Origin of the sequence: Polynucleobacter sp. IMCC 29146, assembly GCF_021395195.1 — a bacterium.
Taxonomy (GTDB): Bacteria; Pseudomonadota; Gammaproteobacteria; order Burkholderiales; family Burkholderiaceae; genus Polynucleobacter.
Genome location: NZ_JAJVCR010000004.1, coordinates 218,845 through 238,431, shown reverse-complemented (window position 1 = coordinate 238,431; position 19,587 = coordinate 218,845). Strand labels below are relative to the sequence as shown.

19 protein-coding genes and 3 tRNA genes are annotated in these 19,587 nt (G+C 44.4%); 13 read left to right on the top strand and 9 right to left on the bottom strand.

All coding sequences use genetic code 11. The annotated features are described in order from the left end of the window. Positions 1–261 carry a GIY-YIG nuclease family protein gene (locus LZT22_RS06885; protein WP_233924323.1) on the top strand — a complete coding sequence of 87 codons (261 nt, stop codon included), beginning with the start codon at positions 1–3 and terminating at the stop codon, positions 259–261. Between the two features lie 47 nt (positions 262–308). Here LZT22_RS06885 and LZT22_RS06880 read toward each other — a convergent pair whose 3' ends face one another. From LZT22_RS06880 to acs, 5 genes are all read right to left on the bottom strand, one after another. Further along, on the bottom strand, positions 309–851 hold the full coding sequence (locus LZT22_RS06880; RefSeq protein ID WP_233924322.1) for a hypothetical protein: 543 nt from the start codon (positions 849–851) through the stop codon (positions 309–311). Positions 852–868: 17 nt separating this feature from the next. Then, positions 869–2,773, bottom strand: a complete 1,905-nt coding sequence (locus LZT22_RS06875) for a S8 family serine peptidase (RefSeq protein ID WP_233924321.1) — start codon at positions 2,771–2,773, stop codon at positions 869–871. Between the two features lie 69 nt (positions 2,774–2,842). Beyond that, the gene (locus LZT22_RS06870; RefSeq protein ID WP_233924320.1) at positions 2,843–3,529 is read right to left on the bottom strand and encodes an outer membrane beta-barrel protein; all 687 of its coding nucleotides are present in this window, start codon (positions 3,527–3,529) and stop codon (positions 2,843–2,845) included. 428 nt (positions 3,530–3,957) lie between these two features. Continuing rightward, positions 3,958–4,047, bottom strand: a tRNA-Ser gene (locus LZT22_RS06865). 72 nt (positions 4,048–4,119) lie between these two features. Further along, positions 4,120–6,093 (bottom strand): acetate--CoA ligase, encoded by a 1,974-nt coding sequence (gene acs / locus LZT22_RS06860; RefSeq protein WP_370634819.1) that lies wholly within the window; start codon positions 6,091–6,093, stop codon positions 4,120–4,122. Between the two features lie 217 nt (positions 6,094–6,310). Here acs and LZT22_RS06855 point away from each other — a divergent pair, with 217 nt between their 5' ends. The 6 genes from LZT22_RS06855 to LZT22_RS06830 all read left to right on the top strand — a co-directional run bounded on the left by LZT22_RS06855 (position 6,311) and on the right by LZT22_RS06830 (position 11,300). Beyond that, positions 6,311–7,855 (top strand): fumarate hydratase, encoded by a 1,545-nt coding sequence (locus LZT22_RS06855; protein WP_233924318.1) that lies wholly within the window; start codon positions 6,311–6,313, stop codon positions 7,853–7,855. Between the two features lie 25 nt (positions 7,856–7,880). Further along, positions 7,881–8,705, top strand: a complete 825-nt coding sequence (gene murI, locus LZT22_RS06850) for a glutamate racemase (protein WP_233924317.1) — start codon at positions 7,881–7,883, stop codon at positions 8,703–8,705. A gap of 10 nt (positions 8,706–8,715) precedes the next feature. After that, on the top strand, positions 8,716–9,405 hold the full coding sequence (locus LZT22_RS06845; protein WP_233924316.1) for an energy transducer TonB: 690 nt from the start codon (positions 8,716–8,718) through the stop codon (positions 9,403–9,405). An 8-nt stretch (positions 9,406–9,413) separates the two neighbouring features. After that, complete coding sequence (locus LZT22_RS06840; protein ID WP_233924315.1) at positions 9,414–10,115, top strand: MotA/TolQ/ExbB proton channel family protein; 702 nt, start codon at positions 9,414–9,416, stop codon at positions 10,113–10,115. 2 nt (positions 10,116–10,117) lie between these two features. Then, the gene (locus tag LZT22_RS06835; RefSeq protein WP_233924314.1) at positions 10,118–10,534 is read left to right on the top strand and encodes a biopolymer transporter ExbD; all 417 of its coding nucleotides are present in this window, start codon (positions 10,118–10,120) and stop codon (positions 10,532–10,534) included. 70 nt (positions 10,535–10,604) lie between these two features. Continuing rightward, positions 10,605–11,300: an outer membrane protein gene (locus LZT22_RS06830; RefSeq protein ID WP_233924313.1), complete on the top strand. Its 696-nt coding sequence runs from the start codon at positions 10,605–10,607 to the stop codon at positions 11,298–11,300. Between the two features lie 3 nt (positions 11,301–11,303). Here LZT22_RS06830 and LZT22_RS06825 read toward each other — a convergent pair whose 3' ends face one another. Further along, positions 11,304–12,728 carry a transporter substrate-binding domain-containing protein gene (locus LZT22_RS06825; RefSeq protein ID WP_233924312.1) on the bottom strand — a complete coding sequence of 475 codons (1,425 nt, stop codon included), beginning with the start codon at positions 12,726–12,728 and terminating at the stop codon, positions 11,304–11,306. A gap of 24 nt (positions 12,729–12,752) precedes the next feature. Beyond that, a tRNA-Leu gene (locus LZT22_RS06820) sits at positions 12,753–12,842 on the bottom strand. A 79-nt stretch (positions 12,843–12,921) separates the two neighbouring features. Here LZT22_RS06820 and LZT22_RS06815 point away from each other — a divergent pair. From LZT22_RS06815 to LZT22_RS06795, 5 genes are all read left to right on the top strand, one after another. Next, the gene (locus LZT22_RS06815; protein ID WP_233924311.1) at positions 12,922–15,390 is read left to right on the top strand and encodes a penicillin acylase family protein; all 2,469 of its coding nucleotides are present in this window, start codon (positions 12,922–12,924) and stop codon (positions 15,388–15,390) included. A 56-nt stretch (positions 15,391–15,446) separates the two neighbouring features. Continuing rightward, the gene (locus LZT22_RS06810) at positions 15,447–15,854 is read left to right on the top strand and encodes a surface-adhesin E family protein (protein ID WP_233924310.1); all 408 of its coding nucleotides are present in this window, start codon (positions 15,447–15,449) and stop codon (positions 15,852–15,854) included. Positions 15,855–15,882: 28 nt separating this feature from the next. Then, entirely contained in the window at positions 15,883–16,170 is a 288-nt protein-coding gene (locus tag LZT22_RS06805; RefSeq protein WP_233924309.1) for a hypothetical protein, read from the top strand. Between the two features lie 68 nt (positions 16,171–16,238). Next, positions 16,239–17,306, top strand: coding sequence for a tartrate dehydrogenase (locus LZT22_RS06800; protein WP_233924308.1), 1,068 nt, complete (start codon positions 16,239–16,241; stop codon positions 17,304–17,306). Continuing rightward, positions 17,303–18,259 (top strand): tripartite tricarboxylate transporter substrate binding protein, encoded by a 957-nt coding sequence (locus tag LZT22_RS06795; protein ID WP_233924307.1) that lies wholly within the window; start codon positions 17,303–17,305, stop codon positions 18,257–18,259. Before LZT22_RS06800 ends, LZT22_RS06795 begins: the two co-directional genes overlap by 4 nt. Positions 18,260–18,274: 15 nt before the next feature. On the opposite strand, the gene LZT22_RS06790 is transcribed toward LZT22_RS06795, so the two are convergent. Beyond that, positions 18,275–18,619 carry a hypothetical protein gene (locus LZT22_RS06790; RefSeq protein WP_233924306.1) on the bottom strand — a complete coding sequence of 115 codons (345 nt, stop codon included), beginning with the start codon at positions 18,617–18,619 and terminating at the stop codon, positions 18,275–18,277. 491 nt (positions 18,620–19,110) lie between these two features. On the opposite strand from LZT22_RS06790, the gene LZT22_RS06785 reads away from it, so the two are divergent. Then, entirely contained in the window at positions 19,111–19,494 is a 384-nt protein-coding gene (locus LZT22_RS06785; protein WP_233924305.1) for a BLUF domain-containing protein, read from the top strand. A 7-nt stretch (positions 19,495–19,501) separates the two neighbouring features. Here LZT22_RS06785 and LZT22_RS06780 read toward each other — a convergent pair. Continuing rightward, a tRNA-His gene (locus LZT22_RS06780) sits at positions 19,502–19,577 on the bottom strand. Positions 19,578–19,587 lie beyond the last annotated feature (10 nt).

The window sequence follows — 19,587 nt, the reverse complement described above, 5'->3', positions numbered from 1 at the left end:
ATGCCTAAAACTACCCATTTTTCTTGGTATGTCTACCTCTTAGAGTGTAGCGATGAAACCTACTATGCCGGCATCACCAATCGCCTTGAGCATCGCTTAGAGGCCCATAATTTAGGACTTGGTGCTCGGTATACCCGCTCCCGCAGACCAGTGATTTTGCTCGCCAGTCAACCCCATCCTGACCGCTCCAGCGCCTCAAAAGCAGAAATAGCCCTCAAGCGCTTACCTCGGTCAAAAAAAATAGCGTTTTTTAAGCTTTAATCGACGCCCTACTATAAATCCTACAGGTGGAATGTTGATAATATTATCTAATGTAATTGAGGCACGTCAAAAATAACTGGCAAGCTTACTGTAGCACCTGTAAGCTTAGTTGCTAATTCGTTTCTCGCATTTGCAGCTTCAGCTAAATTAGAAAATGTGGCTGAGACAATCTTTAAGTTGTCATAAACTTTAACTGAAACAATTGAAGCTTGATACGGATCGAAAGCCTTCTTGGCTAGATCAGTAGCAATACCTGAAATAAGCACTACTCCATCGCATTTGCCAACTTGACCCCGATCATCGATGACATAGCCACCGCCACCACTACTGGCCGACACAATACGATAGGTTGCCTGACGTGCTGAAATAGATCCTGCTGCACTGATCTTGCGGGTCGGGTCATTCTGATTAGCAGCAGCAACCGCAGACGCAGAAGATGTGCCCGAACTCACACTAAACGATTTTAAATTACCTAAGGCACTAATCTCTGCAGGGCTTAATTTTGTGCCTAGTTCATATTTACTTTGAGCAAAAACCAAGCCAGAAAAACTCAAACCAATTGCAGTAGCGATTATTATTATTTTGTGCATGATATTAAATTCCCGATTTATTCTGCGTTATAGATACGATATTCCATAGCAAGCTGTGGATTGGGTGCGCATTCGGAATCTGCTAATGGTGTGCCGCTCACTGCGTACACCGTCCAATCGCCTTTAGGGTTTTCGCCATAAAACGCATATGAGCCTAAAGCATAAAGAGTCTGTGAGCTAATCTTGCCACCGTCCCGCTTATCTTTTGGATCGCCTGTGTCGTCATAAAACATGTTGTAGGGTGTGCTTAGAATAGAGACGGTACCTTGAGGCGACTTTAAGAAAATACCAGCGCTGCCCATACAAACCTCCGCGCTTCCTACTGCTTGCATCTGAAGTTGCACCATATCGATGGCGCCTTCTGTTGATGTCCTAAATTGCCCCAACTTTTTGACTTTTCCGTACTCCACTGCACTAATAATCTCAACACTTTTCCATTCTGGTTGAACTAAGGCGGAAGGCTTGTAGCTTGTATAGTTCCTAGCCATTTCAACCGCTGCCCTAGCATTGACTAGTCCAAATCCATACCAATTCGAATAGTAAATTCCGGCTTGGTTCTTTTGCCAACCATAGTCAATTCTGGCTGAGGTTTGTCCATCAACCAATTCCTTACTGGTTTGATTTGAAATCGTCGGGTTTAATGTCAAATTGACCTGATGATTGCGATACCCTTGATTGCCGTAATCAACATCGATAAGCCGTGCTGTTTTTCGCAAAATATCGCGCACATCTCGCCAACCCAAATTTGGATTAGCGCTTAACATTAATGCTACAACTCCGGTAACAGTGGGTGCTGCAGATGAAGTGCCGTTCATTTGATCAAAATCACAATTTGGGTTTTTTTCTTTATTAATGGGCGAGCCACCAATCATGAATTGAGCAGTATCAACTGCAGACAACCCATTCTTGCTATCGCCTCGCTCACAGCCCATTAAATCCGTAGAATAAATCTGTGGCCCCTGCTTATTGGCTGCGCTACCTGCCTCACCGTAATTACCAATTGACGAATCCTCTCCACCAAGCCCTGTAATCCAGATCACTGAGCCTGCCGAGGAATAGCTTGATTTGTAACCCATGGCATTAGCCGCTGCAGTGACAATGACCGGGAAAGTAAGCCTCTCGGTATCAGAAGATGGATTTACACAACTGACAAGGCGATAGAAAGAGTTGCCGTATTGAAATTGTGGGCAATTGTAAGTGATTCTGAGTCTGGTATTCTCATAATCCTCGTACGCATTGCCCGCAGACTTAACCACCACAGCACCTTTGCCGCCCCGCAAATTCGGCAAGCTCTCAAGCCATGACGAACGTCCGAAATTTAGTGGTAATGGTGGTACACTTCCAAAGGACGCATTAAATACATCCGTATCCTTTGACCATTCTGCGCCACCGTAAGCGTCAAGGATATTATTTGTAGTAGTCACAAAACCCACGAATCTTGCTCCGCCCAGCGTAGCTCTAGGGGCGATTCCCATGACACCAATCCCATTTTGGGCGGCTGCAATCATCCCGGCAACATTAGTGCCATGGGCATCGTCTGGATTTGAAGGCGTTGAATCGGAAGTGCCGGTTTCAAAATTCCATGTCATTGCCGGATTGATATTGGCTTTCAGATCAATATGATTGATCTCCATCCCATCATCCAAGACCATGACATTGATGCCTTGCCCTTTAATGCCTAGCTTATGTACTGCCTCAACATTTAAATCTGTAAAACCATCGGCAACAAGGGGAAATCCAGCAAAGAAACTTTGCGCAGCATTTAAGGCCCATTGATAGGTATATAGGGGTTCTGTAGCTCCTGTTTGACAGGCATAGGGACCAGATTCAGAGCAAGATGAAGTACTATTGTTATCTCCGCAAGATACGAGCTGTGTTCCCAGCGTAACAATAACGAGCAACGCTAAAAAAGTCTTTATCAATTTATCCTCCGCCAAGCTAACAGACTAGTTCAATAGATAGGCATGATTTATCCTTTAACTATTTGTTTACTAAAACTTATAGCCAATACCTACTAATAGGTTATAGACATTGGCACTAAAGGTGGTTGAAAGAGACGCTGCTGTTCCGCTAACTTGGGCTTTGCTAGTAGAGGTTAAATTTCCATAAGTAAAGTAGTTAACTTCACCAAAGCCATACCAATTACCCATAAAGAATTGTTTATAGCCAAGGCCTAATGAATAACCTGTTAAGGTGTCGGTCGAGGTGTCACTTTGTAAAGTATATTTAACCGAACTGCCCGTGTAGCCAACTTTGAAATATCCCAAACCATCCTTACCGATATTCATACCCGGGGCTAGGTAAATGTTATAGACATTTTGTTTTTGGTAGGTACCATTAAAAGTATTACCAAGTGCGGTGGCAGAGAAGTTACCCGACTGACTATTCACGGGATAGTACTCAACCCCAAGGGCTAAAGTGAAGTCCTTATTAACTGCGGCGGTATAACCAACGGCGACATTTCCGGTAGCCCCTGATGTTGTACTAGCAGAAGTAGAAAGGGGAATGGTGCCAGTATTAGCTCCGCTAATTACCAAGGGAGAGTTTGTCAGGCTAGGATTAATGCCTTCAAAGCCAACGCCGACCTGACCATAAAAGCCTTCAAATTTAGACTGAGCAAAAGATGGTGCTGTAAGGCTAATTAATCCAACAGCTAGTATCAGTAATCTAACCTTCATATAACCTCCATTAGTTATCATTTTTATGAAATATGGTAAATCCACGACTAAATCCTAGTATAGGTTAAAGAGAATAAAAAGACGGAATTTCACTAGATTAGCCAAGGGCCTACACCAAAATATTAAATAATTAGAAAAATATCACCACCTTTTTTTGCTTTGAAATATTGAAGGGGGAGGTGTTGCATCTGAAAGTCCTTTCAGATGATCTTGGGAATTTGCACCCCCTGAGCAAAATACTATGTATAGGTTGGCTTAGTGAAGTGGTCGATTTAGGCTAGTGGGGGTACGGTGGGGTCTTGGTTACGGCAAAGCGTTAAGGGGGGTGCGCTGTCACCTTAACATTGTTAGAGTGAGGAAAATAAGTTGCTACTTCAAGCTCACAGGTGAATGATGTGTGAATTACCGCTTTAAAATTTATGGGCTGTTGGCGGAGAGAGCGGGATTCGAACCCGCGGTAGGTTTAACCCTACGCACGCTTTCCAGGCGTGTGACTTAAACCGCTCATCCATCTCTCCGGAACCCGTAATTCTATACGCTTATCGGAATCCCAAGAGAATGGATGGCACTTCTTGCCTGATCTTCTGCCTTTATATCGGCTCTTTTAGCTGATCCAAAATAGCCGGATTTTCTAAAGTCGAGGTATCTTGGGTAATCTCCTCTCCTTTCGCAATCACCCTGAGTAAGCGACGCATAATTTTGCCCGAGCGAGTTTTAGGTAAATTATCGCCAAAACGCACATCTTTTGGTTTAGCTATCGGCCCAATTTCTTTGCCAACCCAATTACGTAGCTCAGTCGCAATCATTTTGGCTTGGTCACCAGTCGGCCTGCCACCCTTGAGCACTACGAAAGCGCAAATGGCTTCACCGGTCATTTCATCGGGGCGCCCTACGACTGCAGCTTCGGCAACTAAGGGGTTAGCCACTAAGCAAGATTCAATCTCCATCGTGCCCATGCGGTGACCAGACACATTAAGCACGTCATCAATCCGTCCGGTAATAGTGAAGTAGGTCGTCTCTTTATGGCGTATCGCGCCATCGCCAGCTAAATACAAGGTACCACCCAATTCTTCAGGGAAGTAGGCTTTGACAAAACGGTCGGGGTCGCCCCAAATGGTCCGAATCATTGCGGGCCACGGCCGTTTTACAACCAAAATTCCACCGTGGCCATTGGGTACATCATGACCAGCCTCATCCACAATCGCCGCCATAATGCCGGGCAATGGCAAAGTGCATGAACCAGGTACCATGGGTGTAGCTCCGGGCAGCGGAGAAATCATATGGCCCCCGGTTTCAGTTTGCCAGAAGGTGTCTGCAATGGGACAACGCGAACCACCGACTTGTTCGTAGTACCACATCCATGCCTCAGGATTAATCGGCTCACCAACAGAGCCCAATAAGCGTAGTGAGGATAAGTCATATTTATTCGGATGTATTTTCTCGTCAACGCTTGCTGCTTTAATTAAAGAGCGAATTGCAGTTGGAGCAGTATAAAAAATACTAACTTTATGTTTTTGAATCATTTCCCAAAAACGGCCGGCATTGGGATAAGTGGGGACGCCCTCAAACACTATCTCAGTCGCACCTACCGCTAAGGGGCCATAGGTAATATAAGAATGTCCTGTCACCCAACCGATATCAGCGGTACACCAAAAAATATCATTTGGCTTAATGTCAAAAGTCCATTTCATGGTGAGAATTGCCCACAATAAATAACCACCAGTAGAGTGTTGAACGCCTTTGGGTTTCCCAGTGGAGCCCGAGGTGTAAAGAACAAACAAAGGATGTTCTGCACTAACCCATTCAGGCTCACAGCTAGTGGGTTGGCCGGCCATCGCATCATGCAACCAAGTATCGCGCCCAGCCTGCATAGGAATGGTTCTGCCAGTGCGTTTATAAACTATGACATTTTTTACTTTTTCACAATCGCCCAGCGCTAATGCTTCGTCAACAATCACTTTTAAAGGCAACTCTTTACCGCCGCGCATTTGCTCATCAGCAGTAATCACTGCGACAGCGCCCACATCAACAATGCGCTCTTGTAATGATTTTGCTGAGAAACCGCCAAATACCACCGAGTGGGTTGCACCAATTCGTGCGCAGGCTTGCATTGCAATCACGCCTTCAATGGACATCGACATATAAATAATGACGCGATCGCCAGATTGAATTCCCATCTTGCGTAAGGCATTAGCCAGTTGGCAAACCCGCCCGAGTAAATCCTCGTAACTTACTTTGGTAACAGTACTATCGTCCGCTTCAAAAATAATCGCTGTTTTTTTACCATCACCTTTTTCAATGTTCCGATCGAGGCAGTTATAAGAAGCGTTGGTTAAGCCATCTTCAAACCATTTATAAAATGGTGCTTTTGACTCATCAAGAACTGTAGTAAAAGGTTTTTTCCAATACAAATTTTCTCTTGCTAAGCGCGCCCAAAATCCCGCGTAATCTGCCTCAGCCTCGGCACATAATTTCTGATAGGCGGCCATCCCGGAAATTGCCGCATTTTTGGCAAAATCGACTGGTGGTTGAAAAACGCGGTTTTCATTGCTCATTGCTTCCATTGGTGCGGCCATAGTTGCATTACCCCTAAAAAAACTCTGATGAAATTAGTACTAGTTTTTGTACTATTAGTAGCTATTGTATAAATAAAGCAAAATACCTTGAAATCTGACTTACATAGACCCTCGAAGATAATTCAAATCAATTTGGATTTGCCCTATGGCAAACCCTTAAAATAGGCTTTTAGTAAAAAATTCACCTCAATTTGGGCCCCAAACCATGACTAATATCAAGCAAGCCGACCTGATTAAAAGCGTTGCCGACGCCTTTCAGTTCATTTCCTATCTGCATCCCAAAGACTTCATTCAGGCAATGGGCAGGGCTTATGAGCTCGAAAAAGGCGAGGCGGCGAAAGATGCAATTGCCCAAATTCTGACCAATAGTAAGATGTGCGCGGTCGGAAAACGCCCGATTTGCCAAGATACAGGTATTGCGGTGGTCTTTATTAAAGTTGGTATGAATGTGCAATGGGCTGATGCCACGATGAGCGTAAGCGATATGATTAATGAGGGTGTACGCCAAGCCTATTTGAATCCTGATAATCCTTTGCGTGCTTCGGTACTAAGCGACCCAGCCGGTAAACGTAAAAATACCGGTGATAACACCCCTGCTGTTATCCATTATGAAATCGTACCGGGCGATGGTGTTGAAGTCACCTGCGCAGCTAAAGGTGGTGGCTCAGAAAACAAAGCGAAGTTTGTAATGTTAAACCCCTCCGATTCAATCGTCGATTGGGTAATAAAAACAGTGCCATCCATGGGCGCTGGCTGGTGCCCCCCAGGCATCTTGGGAATTGGCATTGGCGGTACACCCGAAAAAGCCATGATCTTAGCCAAAGAATCCTTAATGGGTCCGGTTGATATTCAAGAATTAATTGCGCGTGGACCCAAAAACCGAACTGAAGAATTACGGCTTGAAATTTATAAGCAAGTAAATAATTTAGGTATTGGTGCGCAAGGCTTGGGCGGTTTAACCACGGTACTTGATGTGAAAATTTTAGAGTACCCCACCCATGCGGCGTCTTTACCAGTAGCGATGATTCCGAATTGTGCGGCTACGCGCCATATTCATTTTTATTTAGATGGAAGCGGTCCAGCTATTTTAGAAGCACCTACCCTTTCGGATTGGCCAGACGTTTTATGGGTGCCGGATATTGAAAAATCCAACCGCATCAATCTCGATACCCTTACCGCTGCAGAAGTGGCTAGCTGGAAACCGGGTCAAACTTTATTACTCAATGGCAAAATTTTGACAGGTCGCGATGCGGCCCATAAACGTATTCAAGATATGTTGGCAAAAGGTGAGCCTTTACCAGTGAGCTTTAAAAACCGCGTTATTTATTACGTTGGTCCCGTTGATCCCGTGCGCGAGGAAGCAGTTGGTCCTGCTGGTCCCACTACCTCAACGCGGATGGATAAATTTACCGAAATGATGCTTAGTCAAACTGGCTTAATTGCGATGATTGGTAAAGCAGAACGTGGGCCGGTGGCAATTGAGGCGATTAAAAAACATAAATCGGCTTACTTGATGGCAGTAGGCGGGGCAGCCTATTTAGTCTCTAAGGCAATTAAACATGCAAAAGTAGTTGGCTTTGCAGACCTAGGCATGGAGGCAATTTATGAATTTGATGTCGAAGATATGCCTGTGACGGTTGCTGTTGATTCTACGGGGGTATCTATGCATCAGGCAGGTCCACGTGATTGGCAGACCCGAATCGGCTTAATTCCGATTACCGAACTGCATGACGCAGCCGAGTCGCATTAAACCCTGAATCCAGAGATTATTTTCAGTGGCGCTGATTGGCGTATTCGATTCTGGTGTGGGTGGGTTATCTATCTTGGATGAAGCGCTAAGGCAATTACCCCAAGACAATTTTATCTATTTAGCCGACTCAGCAAATGCGCCTTATGGCGAAAAATCAGCCGAGTGGATTGCACTACGCAGCCTTGAGCTATGCCGCTATTTAGTCGCGCAAGGCTGTGAAGCAATTGTAGTCGCTTGCAATACCGCGACCGCTGAAGCGATTGCACATATTCGGCTGGCTTTGCCGCAAATTCCGATTATTGGTGTCGAGCCAGGTATTAAGCCAGCAGCGATGCAAACCCAAAATGGCATTGTGGGCGTGTTGGCAACTCAAGCAACCTTAAATAGCGATAAATTTAATGCCCTACTTGCAACCTTACCAGGGAATTGCCAATTTATTAAACAGGCCGGCGCTGGCTTGGTGCCCCTCATTGAAGCTGGTCAAATTAATAGTGCCACGACCTTAACTTTACTCGAGCAACATCTTACGCCCATTCGTTTAGCAGGTGCTGATACTTTAGTATTAGGCTGCACCCATTACCCTTTTTTAAGTCCATTAATTCGAAAAATTATTGGCAATAAAATTAATTTAATTGATACAGGTGATGCGGTTATCAAACAATTAGCGCGGCAATTATTATTGCTAATACCAGGCCGAAATAGTTCAAGTCAAGCTAATGCTACAAACTTAGGTACGCTTACCCTTATCACTACAGGCGATCGCAATAAACTCCTTCACATGAGCGAACAACTACTCCAGTCGCCATTGCTGCGGCGTCAAGTCAGTACTCTACAGCTGCTGGTGCAATAACTCGGTCTCTATGAGAGCCTCTACTAATCCCTCAGCTAAGCGCCGCTTTTTACTCATTAGTCGTGATGAGTGGATCATCATTGCGATTGTGGTGTTGGTGCACGTATTATTTTTCGTGGTGCCATACCTTGAATTTCCTTACGAAAAAAAAGCGCCACCCGATGACACTCGGGTTATGGCTAATTTAGTCAGCCCCGAGCCCACTAAAGCCGACACCCCCAAACCACCCGCTCCACAACCCAAACCCAAAAAGGAAGAGCAAGCCAAAAAACCGGTTGAACCTAAAGTTGCAGAAGCGCCATCGCCCAAGCAAGCCGAGCAGCCTCCCTCACCCCAGAATAAGGCGAGCGATTCACCTATAGCAAATACGGCTGTAGCTCCCTCATCTAGCGGCGGGGCAAGTGGCACGCCGATTCAGACTGATATTGGTAAACTAGTCGTTTTATATCAACCTGATGCCGACCCCTACTATCCCTCATTCTCAAAGCGCGCAGGTGAACAAGGCGCGGTAGTAGTGCGACTCATTATTAACGAAAGCGGGGAAGTTTACGAAGTAGCCTTATTACAATCAAGCACCTTCCAACGCTTAGACCGTGCAGCAATTGAAATTGGTCGACGTTATCGTTTTAAACCTTTTTTAGTAAATGGCGCACCCGTAAAAATTTCTACTAACTTACTCATTAAATTTAACTTAAAGTAATTAACATTATGAATACTGCATTTGGCATGGCAAATCTCTGGCTCGAAGGCGATGCAATTACGCGCTTTGTCGCGGTTCTTCTAATCGCTCTGTCGATAATCACTTGGGTGATTTTATTGTCGCGCTACTGGAGTTTGCGCAAATTAGGTCAAGTAAAATTACAAACTGAACAGTTTTGGCGCGCGACTTCATTCGACGATGGGCTTAATAGCTTTACTGACCCCGCCATCAACCCTTATTACTTTATTGCTAAAGGCGGCGCCAATGCCTCGACCCACCATCAAAACCAAATGTCGAGCCGCCGTGAATTACTGCAAACCTTGAATTATTCTGAATGGATGGCTCGCTCGATTAAGACCAGTGTTGATCGCTGCGCAGGGCAATTACAAAAGGGCCTCACCTTCCTTGGTTCAACTGGTGCAGTAGCCCCGTTTATTGGCCTCTTTGGTACAGTCTGGGGCATTTACCATGCTCTTATAGCAATCAGCAGCTCTGGTAGCGCGCAACTTGATCAGGTAGCGGGCCCCATTGGTGAATCACTCATCATGACTGCCCTTGGTTTGGCAGTGGCAATACCAGCGGTTTTAGGTTTTAACGCCATTAATCGGGCTAACAAGTTAGTTATGGCTGATCTCAATCGATTTGGCAATGATTTGCTGGCTTATTTCGTGACCGGTGCACGTGTTATTAACCCAGAAATTGAAGCTTAATCATGTCATTTAATCAACTCTCCAACGAGGATGATGATTCCAACATCATGGCGGAAATTAATATGACGCCCATGGTCGACATCATGCTAGTTTTGTTGATCATTTTTATTATTACCCTGCCCGTGATCCAACAGGCTGTAAAAGTCGAGTTACCGAAAGCCAATAGTGCTCGCAATGAAGTTAAGCCTGAGTCAGTCCAGCTCACCATTAATGCAACAGGGCAAATTTTTTGGAATAGCGCACCCATCGACTTAAAAACCTTTACAGGCTACGCTGAAAACGCTGCCAAGAAAGAGCCGCAACCTGAAATTAATTTACGTGCAGATAAAGCGGTACGTTATGAAACGGTTGCCCAGGTCTTAGCTGCCTCGAGACGTGCGGGTTTAACTAAATTAGGCTTTGTCACTGAGCCTGATTAATTAGATTGCTTTACACTCACACCTTAATTGTGAAGAGATCTATTTTTAGCAACTAAACTGGGGCGCTGCCATGGCAAGACAAAAGCTGCTGATCTTTACTGCCGTATTTGTTACTAGTTTTGCGGCCAATGGGCAAAGCTCTCAATTTATTGGCGCCTATGGGCAAATTGGCGTTGGTTATCAAAACGCCTCTCCCGCCTTTTCTAATTCTTCCCTCTCTGCTGGTGGTCAAACGCTCACACCAAATATTTCTGCGACCAATGCGACTGGTTTTACTGGAGCTGTTAGCGCTGGCTATAACTTTCAAATAGCACCCCAATTTCTGCTGGGGCTCGGGCTCGACTTCAATCCGATTGCTACCCCAAATGCGACAGCGACTGCAAGCTATAAAGGAATACAGGGCAGCTACCAGCAATCTGCATCAGTGCACATCAATAACTCACTTAACCTTTTTGTGATGCCGGCAATCGCCCTTGATCCCAGCAAATTACTTTATGGCAAAGTTGGGTATTCAGGCGCCAGCGCCAATGGAGTCGATACTGATTTTTATATGGCCGGTTACTCACTCGGACTTGGTTACAAGCAAATGATTAAAAATGGATGGTATGGTTTTGGTGAATTTAACTATGCCAATTATGGCAGCCTCAGTCGCTCGATTACTGGCACGCTGGTAAGCCCTACTGGTCTTCGCACTCCAGCAACTTTGAGCTCTACTGTCAGCGCAAGCTCTTCAAATCTTCTGTTTGGTATTGGGTATCAATTCTAAGATTTATTGCTTAGCGGGCATCTCTCTCACTAATTTATAGGCCACCGAGTATTTATAAATATTACTCACATACTGCACCGTTTCACTCCCAATCCGGTCTGCCACCACTCTTTCGACATTATCAAACCAGACATTAGGATCTAGCCCTCGTTTGGCGGCCTCCAAACGCATTTGCTGAATCTTACTAGGCCCTGCGTTATAAGCCGCAAATGCAAATAGCACCTTATCGAGCTCGGTCATTGGCTCATTGACAAAATACTTTTCTATTAAGTAGCGGACATATTTAACGCCGCCATTAATATTATTATTGAGGTTATGAATATCACCAACCTTTAATTCTTTTCCAGTTGCTGGCATCAACTGCATCACGCCTACTGCGCCCACTCGACTTTTCACATTTTGATCAAGTCTAGATTCCTGATAGCCCTGCGCCGTCATCAATAGCCAATCAATCTTATATTGATCGCCATATTGTTGAAAAATACTAGCCATCGAATTAAATTTTTCAATTTCTTGGGGATTTGTTGCCGCCTTAACCCACTTTACCGTCTTTAAATAAGTCTGTAATTTTTGATTACCAAAACTAGTGCCAATTTTATGATTATCAGTAAAGGCATCCAGCGCAAGCTTTAACTGTGGAGATTTTTTACGAAATGCAAAAGCAATATCACCCCCACTACGAATCACTAAATCCTCGTGGATTTGAATATTAGGAAAAATATTTTTCCAAAATTGAGCCAAATAAAGGTCACTCACCGTAATTTGCACTAAACCAGCCTGGACCATTTCTAAGATATCGTCAGTCTCAAAAATGCCTGGTGCTTCTTTAATGTTAATAGGTGCTAATTTTTCTTTAGCAAAATCGGTATTAACTTGTTTAAGGCTCTGGTAATAGCTCGAAGTGGGATTAACAAATACCATTTTTCCTGATAAATCATCAAGCTTATTTAATACTGGACCTTTTGCCGAACTGACAATGACTTCTTTAACTCCCTTAGCAAGCGGTGTTGAAAAATCGACTTGCGCTTCACGCTCGGGGGTAACTGTAAAGTTGGCAGCAATAATATCGCCGCGACCAGCAATTAAGCTGGGTATTAGCTGATTACGGGTGGTGGGTATAAAAATAAAATGAAGCCGTAAATTTTTCTTTGCATACTTTGCATTTAATTCCTTTTCAAATTCCGTCATCATGTCGTACATGAGTCCGCGTTGCTGGCCGCCTTTATCGAGAAAATATAAAGTTTTGTTATATGGCACTAATACCCGAATAATGCGGCGTTTCACCATGGCATCTAAATCACCTAGCCAAACTTGATTAGGCGAGCTAATCGTTAGGTGATCGCCAGGCAAAGGCTTTGCCAGTGCTAAATGGCAAATAAGTATGCCGCTGATGAATAAAGCAGCAAAGGAAAATCGCGGTAAAGTCATATAAGCGAACAAATGACAAAAAGATGGTGCCCGAGGCCGGAATCGAACCGGCACGACCGTTTTATGGTCGGCAGATTTTAAGTCTGCTGTGTCTACCGATTTCACCACTCGGGCTTGATACGAAGATACGAATACTAACATTTTCGGACCATCATCCTCGAAAACTGGGGCTTTTCGAGCCTAAAATAGAGGGATGATTCAGTCTTACCAACGTTCCCGTGCCCAATCCTTCTGGCGCATCACATTATTCAGTGCCCTAGCCCTAATTACCGTATTGGTCATTATTGTTGCCACTTACTTATTATCTGCCCACACTGAACTCAGCGGCAAGCGGGTGATTCAGGGCTTAAATGAGGCCGTCTCAATTCAATTTGATACTAACGAAATTCCCCATATCAAAGCAAAAAATCCCAGTGATGCTCTCTTTGCCCTAGGCTATTTACATGCCAGTGAACGCTCTTGGCAAATGGAAATAAATCGGCGCCTGGCGGCTGGGCGTCTATCTGAAATTTTGGGGGAAGAAACCGTCAAAATTGATCGCTTTATGCGCACTCTGGGTATTAAGCGTGCCGCAGAAAATCAACTTGAGCGCTATCCGATTGAAGCCAAACGGCTTTTACAGGCCTATGCTGATGGCGTTAATGCGGGTAATACCAATTTAGGTTGGGCTTTACCTCTTGAATATTTTTTGACGCGCTCTAAACCTGGTTATTTTTCCGCTGCAGATAGTGTCGCTTGGATGTTAGTAATGGCACTGGATTTGGGAGGTAATTGGCAAAAAGAATTGCAGCGCCTAGGGCTAGCCCAATACCTTACGACTGCCCAAGTATGGGAAGTGATGCCGCCTTATCCTGATACAAAACCGGTCAGTAATGTCGATTTTTCGAAACTCTATCAAGACCTACAAGTTTACCCAGCAACTAAAACTGCACAGACTAATGCGGCGACGGTTACGCAAGATAAAGCGAATTTACAACTCAGTCATTTTTTACCTGGGGGCAAAGATGGCATCGGCTCAAACAACTGGGTAATCAGTGGTAATAAAACTGCTAGCGGCAAACCACTCTTAGCCAATGATCCCCATCTAGGTTTAAGCGCCCCTTCAGCCTGGTATTTTGTCCATATTGATGCGCCTAAATTACAAGTGATTGGCGCAACCATGCCCGGCATCCCTGCTGTCATAATTGGCAGAACCAAGCAAATTGCTTGGGGCTTTACCAATACCAACCCCGATGTACAAGATTTATACCTGGAGCAATTCGACCTAAAAAGTAGTGGTCTCTACCGCGGACCAGATGGACCACTTCCATTTCGGGTGCGCGAAGAAATTATTGATATCAAAGGCGAAAATTCCTTCCGTTTTATCGTTAAAGAAAGCCGCCATGGGCCAATTATTTCTGATGCCTATGAACTAGCTAAAAATACTATTGATGCCAAGCGCTATGCCCTTGCACTGCGTTGGACTGCACTCGATTTAGAAAATCAATCTCTGGCAACTCTGCTAGACATGAATCGCGCTGAATCGATCGATGAACTTAAAAATAGTCTGCGTCATTTTTATGCGCCGATGCAAAATATTGTTATGGCGGATACCTTAGGTAACATTGCTTTGCAGGTTGCTGGAGTTGCCCCCAAAAGAACCTTGTATCAAGGTTTATATGGTATTGCGCCTGTGCCAGGCTGGGACCGCCAATACGACTGGACAAGCTACATCCCTTTTGATCAGTTGCCAGCGATTACGAACCCTACTGAAGGCTGGCTGGCAAGTGCGAATCAACAAATTCTTGCTGACTATAATTCCAACCCCCTCACAGCGGATTGGGAACTGCCGTTTCGCTACGACCGCATTAAACAACTACTAGAAGCACAAAATAAACACGATCTGAACTCGATGCGCGCGATACAAGGAGATACTTTGTCACTTGGGGCAACGCCGCTACTGGAACTATTTAAGAGCGTGCAATCGACTCATCCATTAAGCAATAGTGCCAAGCAAATTACCAATACCTTTGCTGGTGACATGGTGGCTAATTCAGCAGCTCCCACTATCTTTAATGCTTGGGTCGATCAACTGACCCGCTTACTGTTCTCGCGCTTAGGTGACTTATTTAAGCAGGAATACGGTAAGCGGCGACAATTTCGTGAAGCCTTAATTTTACAACTTGCTAATCCAAATAGTCCTTGGTGCGACCAGCCCTCAAGCACCACGGTTGAAAATTGTGCCGAGACTGCAAAGCTTGCTTATGATTTAGCCTTAGATCAACTAAGTAGCGCTTACGGACCAGACCCGCAAAAATGGCTTTGGGGTCAAGCCCATTTAGCAGTTGCTGAACATCGTCCCTTTAGTAAAGTACCCTTACTCAATAAAATCTTTAATCTCGTGAATCCATTTCCAGGTGATAGCTTTTCGGTAAACGTGGGACGACTCGAATTAGGCAAATCAGCGTCGCCATTTAATACGAAACAAGCAGCTAGCATGCGGATTATTTTCGATTTTGCTAATTTAGACCAATCAACCTTTATTTATCCTACGGGCCAGTCGGGCTGGGTGCAAAGTAGCCGGTACCGCAACTTGAACGCGTTGTGGGCCAATAATGAGGCTTTACCCCTCACTAGTAAGCCAACCAGCTATTCGCGTCAGCTCGACCTCGCCCCTAAATGACAATGCTGTATAAAATAACTCGATTAAAATATCCCCTTAATAATAGAAAGATTCTAATGAAAAAAATACTTGCTCTAGCCGCTGGTTGTTTTGCTTTCATGTCCTGCGCGCCCGCATTTGCTGCTTGGCAAGAAATTGGCTTTAATGATCAAGTGACTATTTATGTTGATCCTGAAACGATTAAAAAAACGGCTGGCGACAATCTGCAAATACTGTCAATGCTAGATTTAAAAACCCCTGGCAAAGATCCAAAAACCGATAAAGCCTTGAGCTCGATTATTGGACTTAATGAATTTGCTTGTGGTAAGCAGCAATATCGTCCTTTGGAAGTGAAACTATTTACGGGGAATAAAGGGGGTGGCAGCCTTATTTCTGATGAAAAATTAAGCAATAGCCCTTATGAGCAGATTGTTAGTGGCTCGTGGGTGGTGGGGGTTTATAAAACCGCCTGTGGTATTAAATAAGAACCAAGCACGGTCTTGCTGTCGCGCTTTGCTGCTGCTAGGCTTTTTGCTGCAAGGCTCTGCCTGCGCCCTACCAGCAACACTGTTTGCTAGTGGCACTACCTCTGCCACTGCCACCGCGACCGCCTACCCCATTACTACTGCAGGTGTAGCTACTACCGTAACTACCGGAAAATCACCTACTGAACATGCGGTCTCTCACTTAACTCAAAAAGATTGCAGCCTTTTTCATCTTTTTACTTTTGATAAAGACTTCTGTATCGAGATACCGGCCGTTATTATGATTGATAAAAGTGCCCCTTATCAACTGCGCTAACGTCATTGAGCTTGAACCTTGATTTAGCACTATCATCTAAAAAATTACCAGCCTAAGAAAGAGATGAGTTGAAGATCTATAAAATTGCATCAATTCCCGGTGACGGCATTGGCAAAGAAGTGATTCCTGAGGGTGAAATTGTTTTACAAGCGCTAGCTGTAAAACAAGCACAAATTGCCTTCGAATTTGAGCGCTTTGATTGGGGTGGTGATTACTATCGCCAGCACGGCATCATGATGCCCGTTGATGGCTTAGAACCCCTGCGTAATAAAGATGCCATTTTATTTGGCTCGGCGGGCGACCCCAATATTCCAGACCACATTACCTTATGGGGGCTACGTCTCAAAATTTGCCAAGGGTTTGATCAATACGCTAATGTGCGACCGACCCGAATTTTACCGGGCATAGAAACACCATTACGGAATTGCAAACCGAATCAACTGGATTGGGTTATCGTACGTGAAAATTCGGAAGGTGAATACGCAGGTTTAGGGGGCAGAGCGCATCAGGGGCACCCCATTGAGGTAGCTTCTGATATGAGTATTCTGACCCGCGTTGGGGTTGAACGCATTCAACGTTTTGCTTTTAAGCTTGCCCAAGCTCGCCCCCGTAAACACCTTACGGTTATTACTAAATCTAATGCCCAGCGCCATGCAATGGTCATGTGGGATGAGATCGCCCGTGAAATTGCCCGCGAGTTTCCCGATGTAACTTGGGATAAAGAACTAGTTGATGCGGCTACTGCCCGAATGGTTAATCGCCCTGAATCGCTCGATACCATTGTTGCCACCAATCTTCATGCCGATGTTTTAAGTGATTTGGCAGCAGCATTAGCAGGCAGTTTAGGAATCGCGCCAACAGGCAACATCGACCCCGAGCGCCGCTATCCATCGATGTTTGAACCGATTCATGGTTCGGCCTTTGATATTATGGGAAAAGGCTTAGCTAACCCGATAGGTACTTTTTGGTCTGCAGTAATGATGCTCAACCATTTGGGTGAGCCAACACTTGCACAGAAACTAATGCAAGCAATTGAAACAGTTACCGCTAATCCTAAGTTACACACCCGCGATTTAGGCGGCAATGCCATGATGAAAGATGTCACTAACGCAGTTTGCGAGGAAATATCAAAATGAAAATACGTCGCTGGATTCCGCTATCTGTACTATGCACCTTTGCTCTAATTAATCTAAGCGTATGGGCGCAACCGTTGCCTGATAAAACCATTCAATACATTATTCCGTTTCCAGCTGCAGGTGAATCAGATTTAGTGGCACGTTTACAAGCCGATGTTTCTGCTAAAAAATATAATCAACCGATGATTGTGGTCAACCGTGCTGGCGCAGGGGGCGCCCTTGTGTGGTCGCAACTCAATACCTATGCAGCCGATGGCACAATCGTAGTGGGCGTCAATATTCCGCATATTATTTTGCAACCGCTCGAGCCCAGCACCCAATATAAAACCGATGATATTAATGCAATTTATTACTATCACTTCACCCCTGATGCATTAATGGTCTCGGCTGATAGTCCATACAAAACGTATCAAGAATTTATCGCTGCTGCCAAAAAGAATCCAGGAAAAATGACCTTAGCCGGCTCAGCCCAATTTTCTGCCAATCATATGGCGACTGAACGCCTCAATAAATTAGCTGGCGTCAATGTACAGTACATTCCTTTTAAAGGCACGGGTGATTTAATTTCCTCGCTCATTGGCATGCATGTGGACGGTGCAATGGGCTATTTACCTTTAGCAATTCAACAAAAAGGGAAGGTTCGTACGCTCGCAGTAGCTACTGAAAAGCGTCATCCCTCGCTACCCGAGGTGCCAACCTTCAAAGAATTAGGCTTAAGTTGGATTGATGGTGCCTATCGCGGAGTGGCGATGCCCAAAGCAACGCCGAAAGCATTGCAACAGAAAATGTCAGATTATTTTGCGCTCTTGAATGCCGATGCAGACAACAAAAAGCGGCTTGAAGAAGCTGGATTTGTCTTGGTTGACATCCCCCTCAACAAAATACCCGCATTCATGAAAGAAAAAACACCTGGCGCCCTAGAAGACGCGAAGAATGCGGGCTTACTTAAATAAAAAAACCTACAGTAACTAGATCTTAGCTGCCTTGATAACGCATTTAGCCATTTGATCGAAATAGTTACAGGTCTTTTGGGTTGGCTCAATATATTTTCTGCGGCCATCACTAGAATCGAGAACTATTTTTACCATGCCTTTTTTCTTTAATTGTTTTAAGCGACCATGTAAGGTTGCTTGTGAGGCAATCTCTTTTAAAGAAATGGCATCGGCAATTAAAATTGGTTGATCTTTATTCCAGCGCAATGCCAACGCACTTAGCACCTCACGTTCAATTAAGTCAAGACTGGGAGCTGCAGGCGTTGCTTCAATGCTCTTAGTTAAGTTTAGGTATCGAAGATAGGCTACGCTTGATTTCATAGTAAGTAATAATCCAAAGTTGTTGTTAAGGTATTGCACTATAGCATTATCTTGCTATTTTTTCTGCGTGCGCCATTCAAAGTTGTCTAACAAATGTCATCTAAGAATTATTATTTTTAATATTTTTGGTAGATATGGAAAATAGAATCATTTTTGCCCGCCTCAAATCGTGATTCAAAGCAATTGCTTCTCTAATTAACCCTATTGCAATCATTAGTATTTTTTTCAAGATCCTGCCAGAGGATTAAGCCCAATGCGGAAGGTAATGTATTGGAAAAAATTGCTCCAAAGAGCCCGCGATCAGTAGCCCCTCCCAGTCGAGGATAATATTTTTACGTCAGCAACAGAGTTAGCAAACTACACATAACCCTAGTATGTATTTCTGCTTAAAAAATATTTTGAGAATTTTAGGTAATTTCCACTTTATTACTAAATTCATCACAAGATAGTATTTAATTTAATAAGCACAATAAATAGACTATAGTACACGCATGGCTTTACAAACAACCCACCCCTCTTCAGGTCCGGTCGGCGATACCGAGCTGGTAAGCCTAAGCTATGTGAGTGAACTGAAACAGCCCCTCGAAACTCTTGAATTAATGCAATTAGTCGACCTGGCTATTGCGCGAAATATCAGTCTCAATATTACGGGCGTTTTATCTTGCGAGGGAAATCGCTTTTGTCAAATTATTGAAGGGCCAGCTGCTGCAATTGAGACGCTATGGAGTTCAATTAAAAATGACCAACGTCATTACAATATTTTTACTTTAGGTACTAAAAAAATTAAGCAACGCGCTTTTGCAAATTGGTCGATGCGTTTAATCGATAGTAAAAAAATGGCGACATTCAACCCTAAATTAAAAAATGGCGACTAAATTGATTTGGGGTGGCTGACGGGACTCGAACCCGCGACAACAGGAATCACAATCCTGGACTCTACCAGCTGAGCTACAGCCACCATCGTAGAA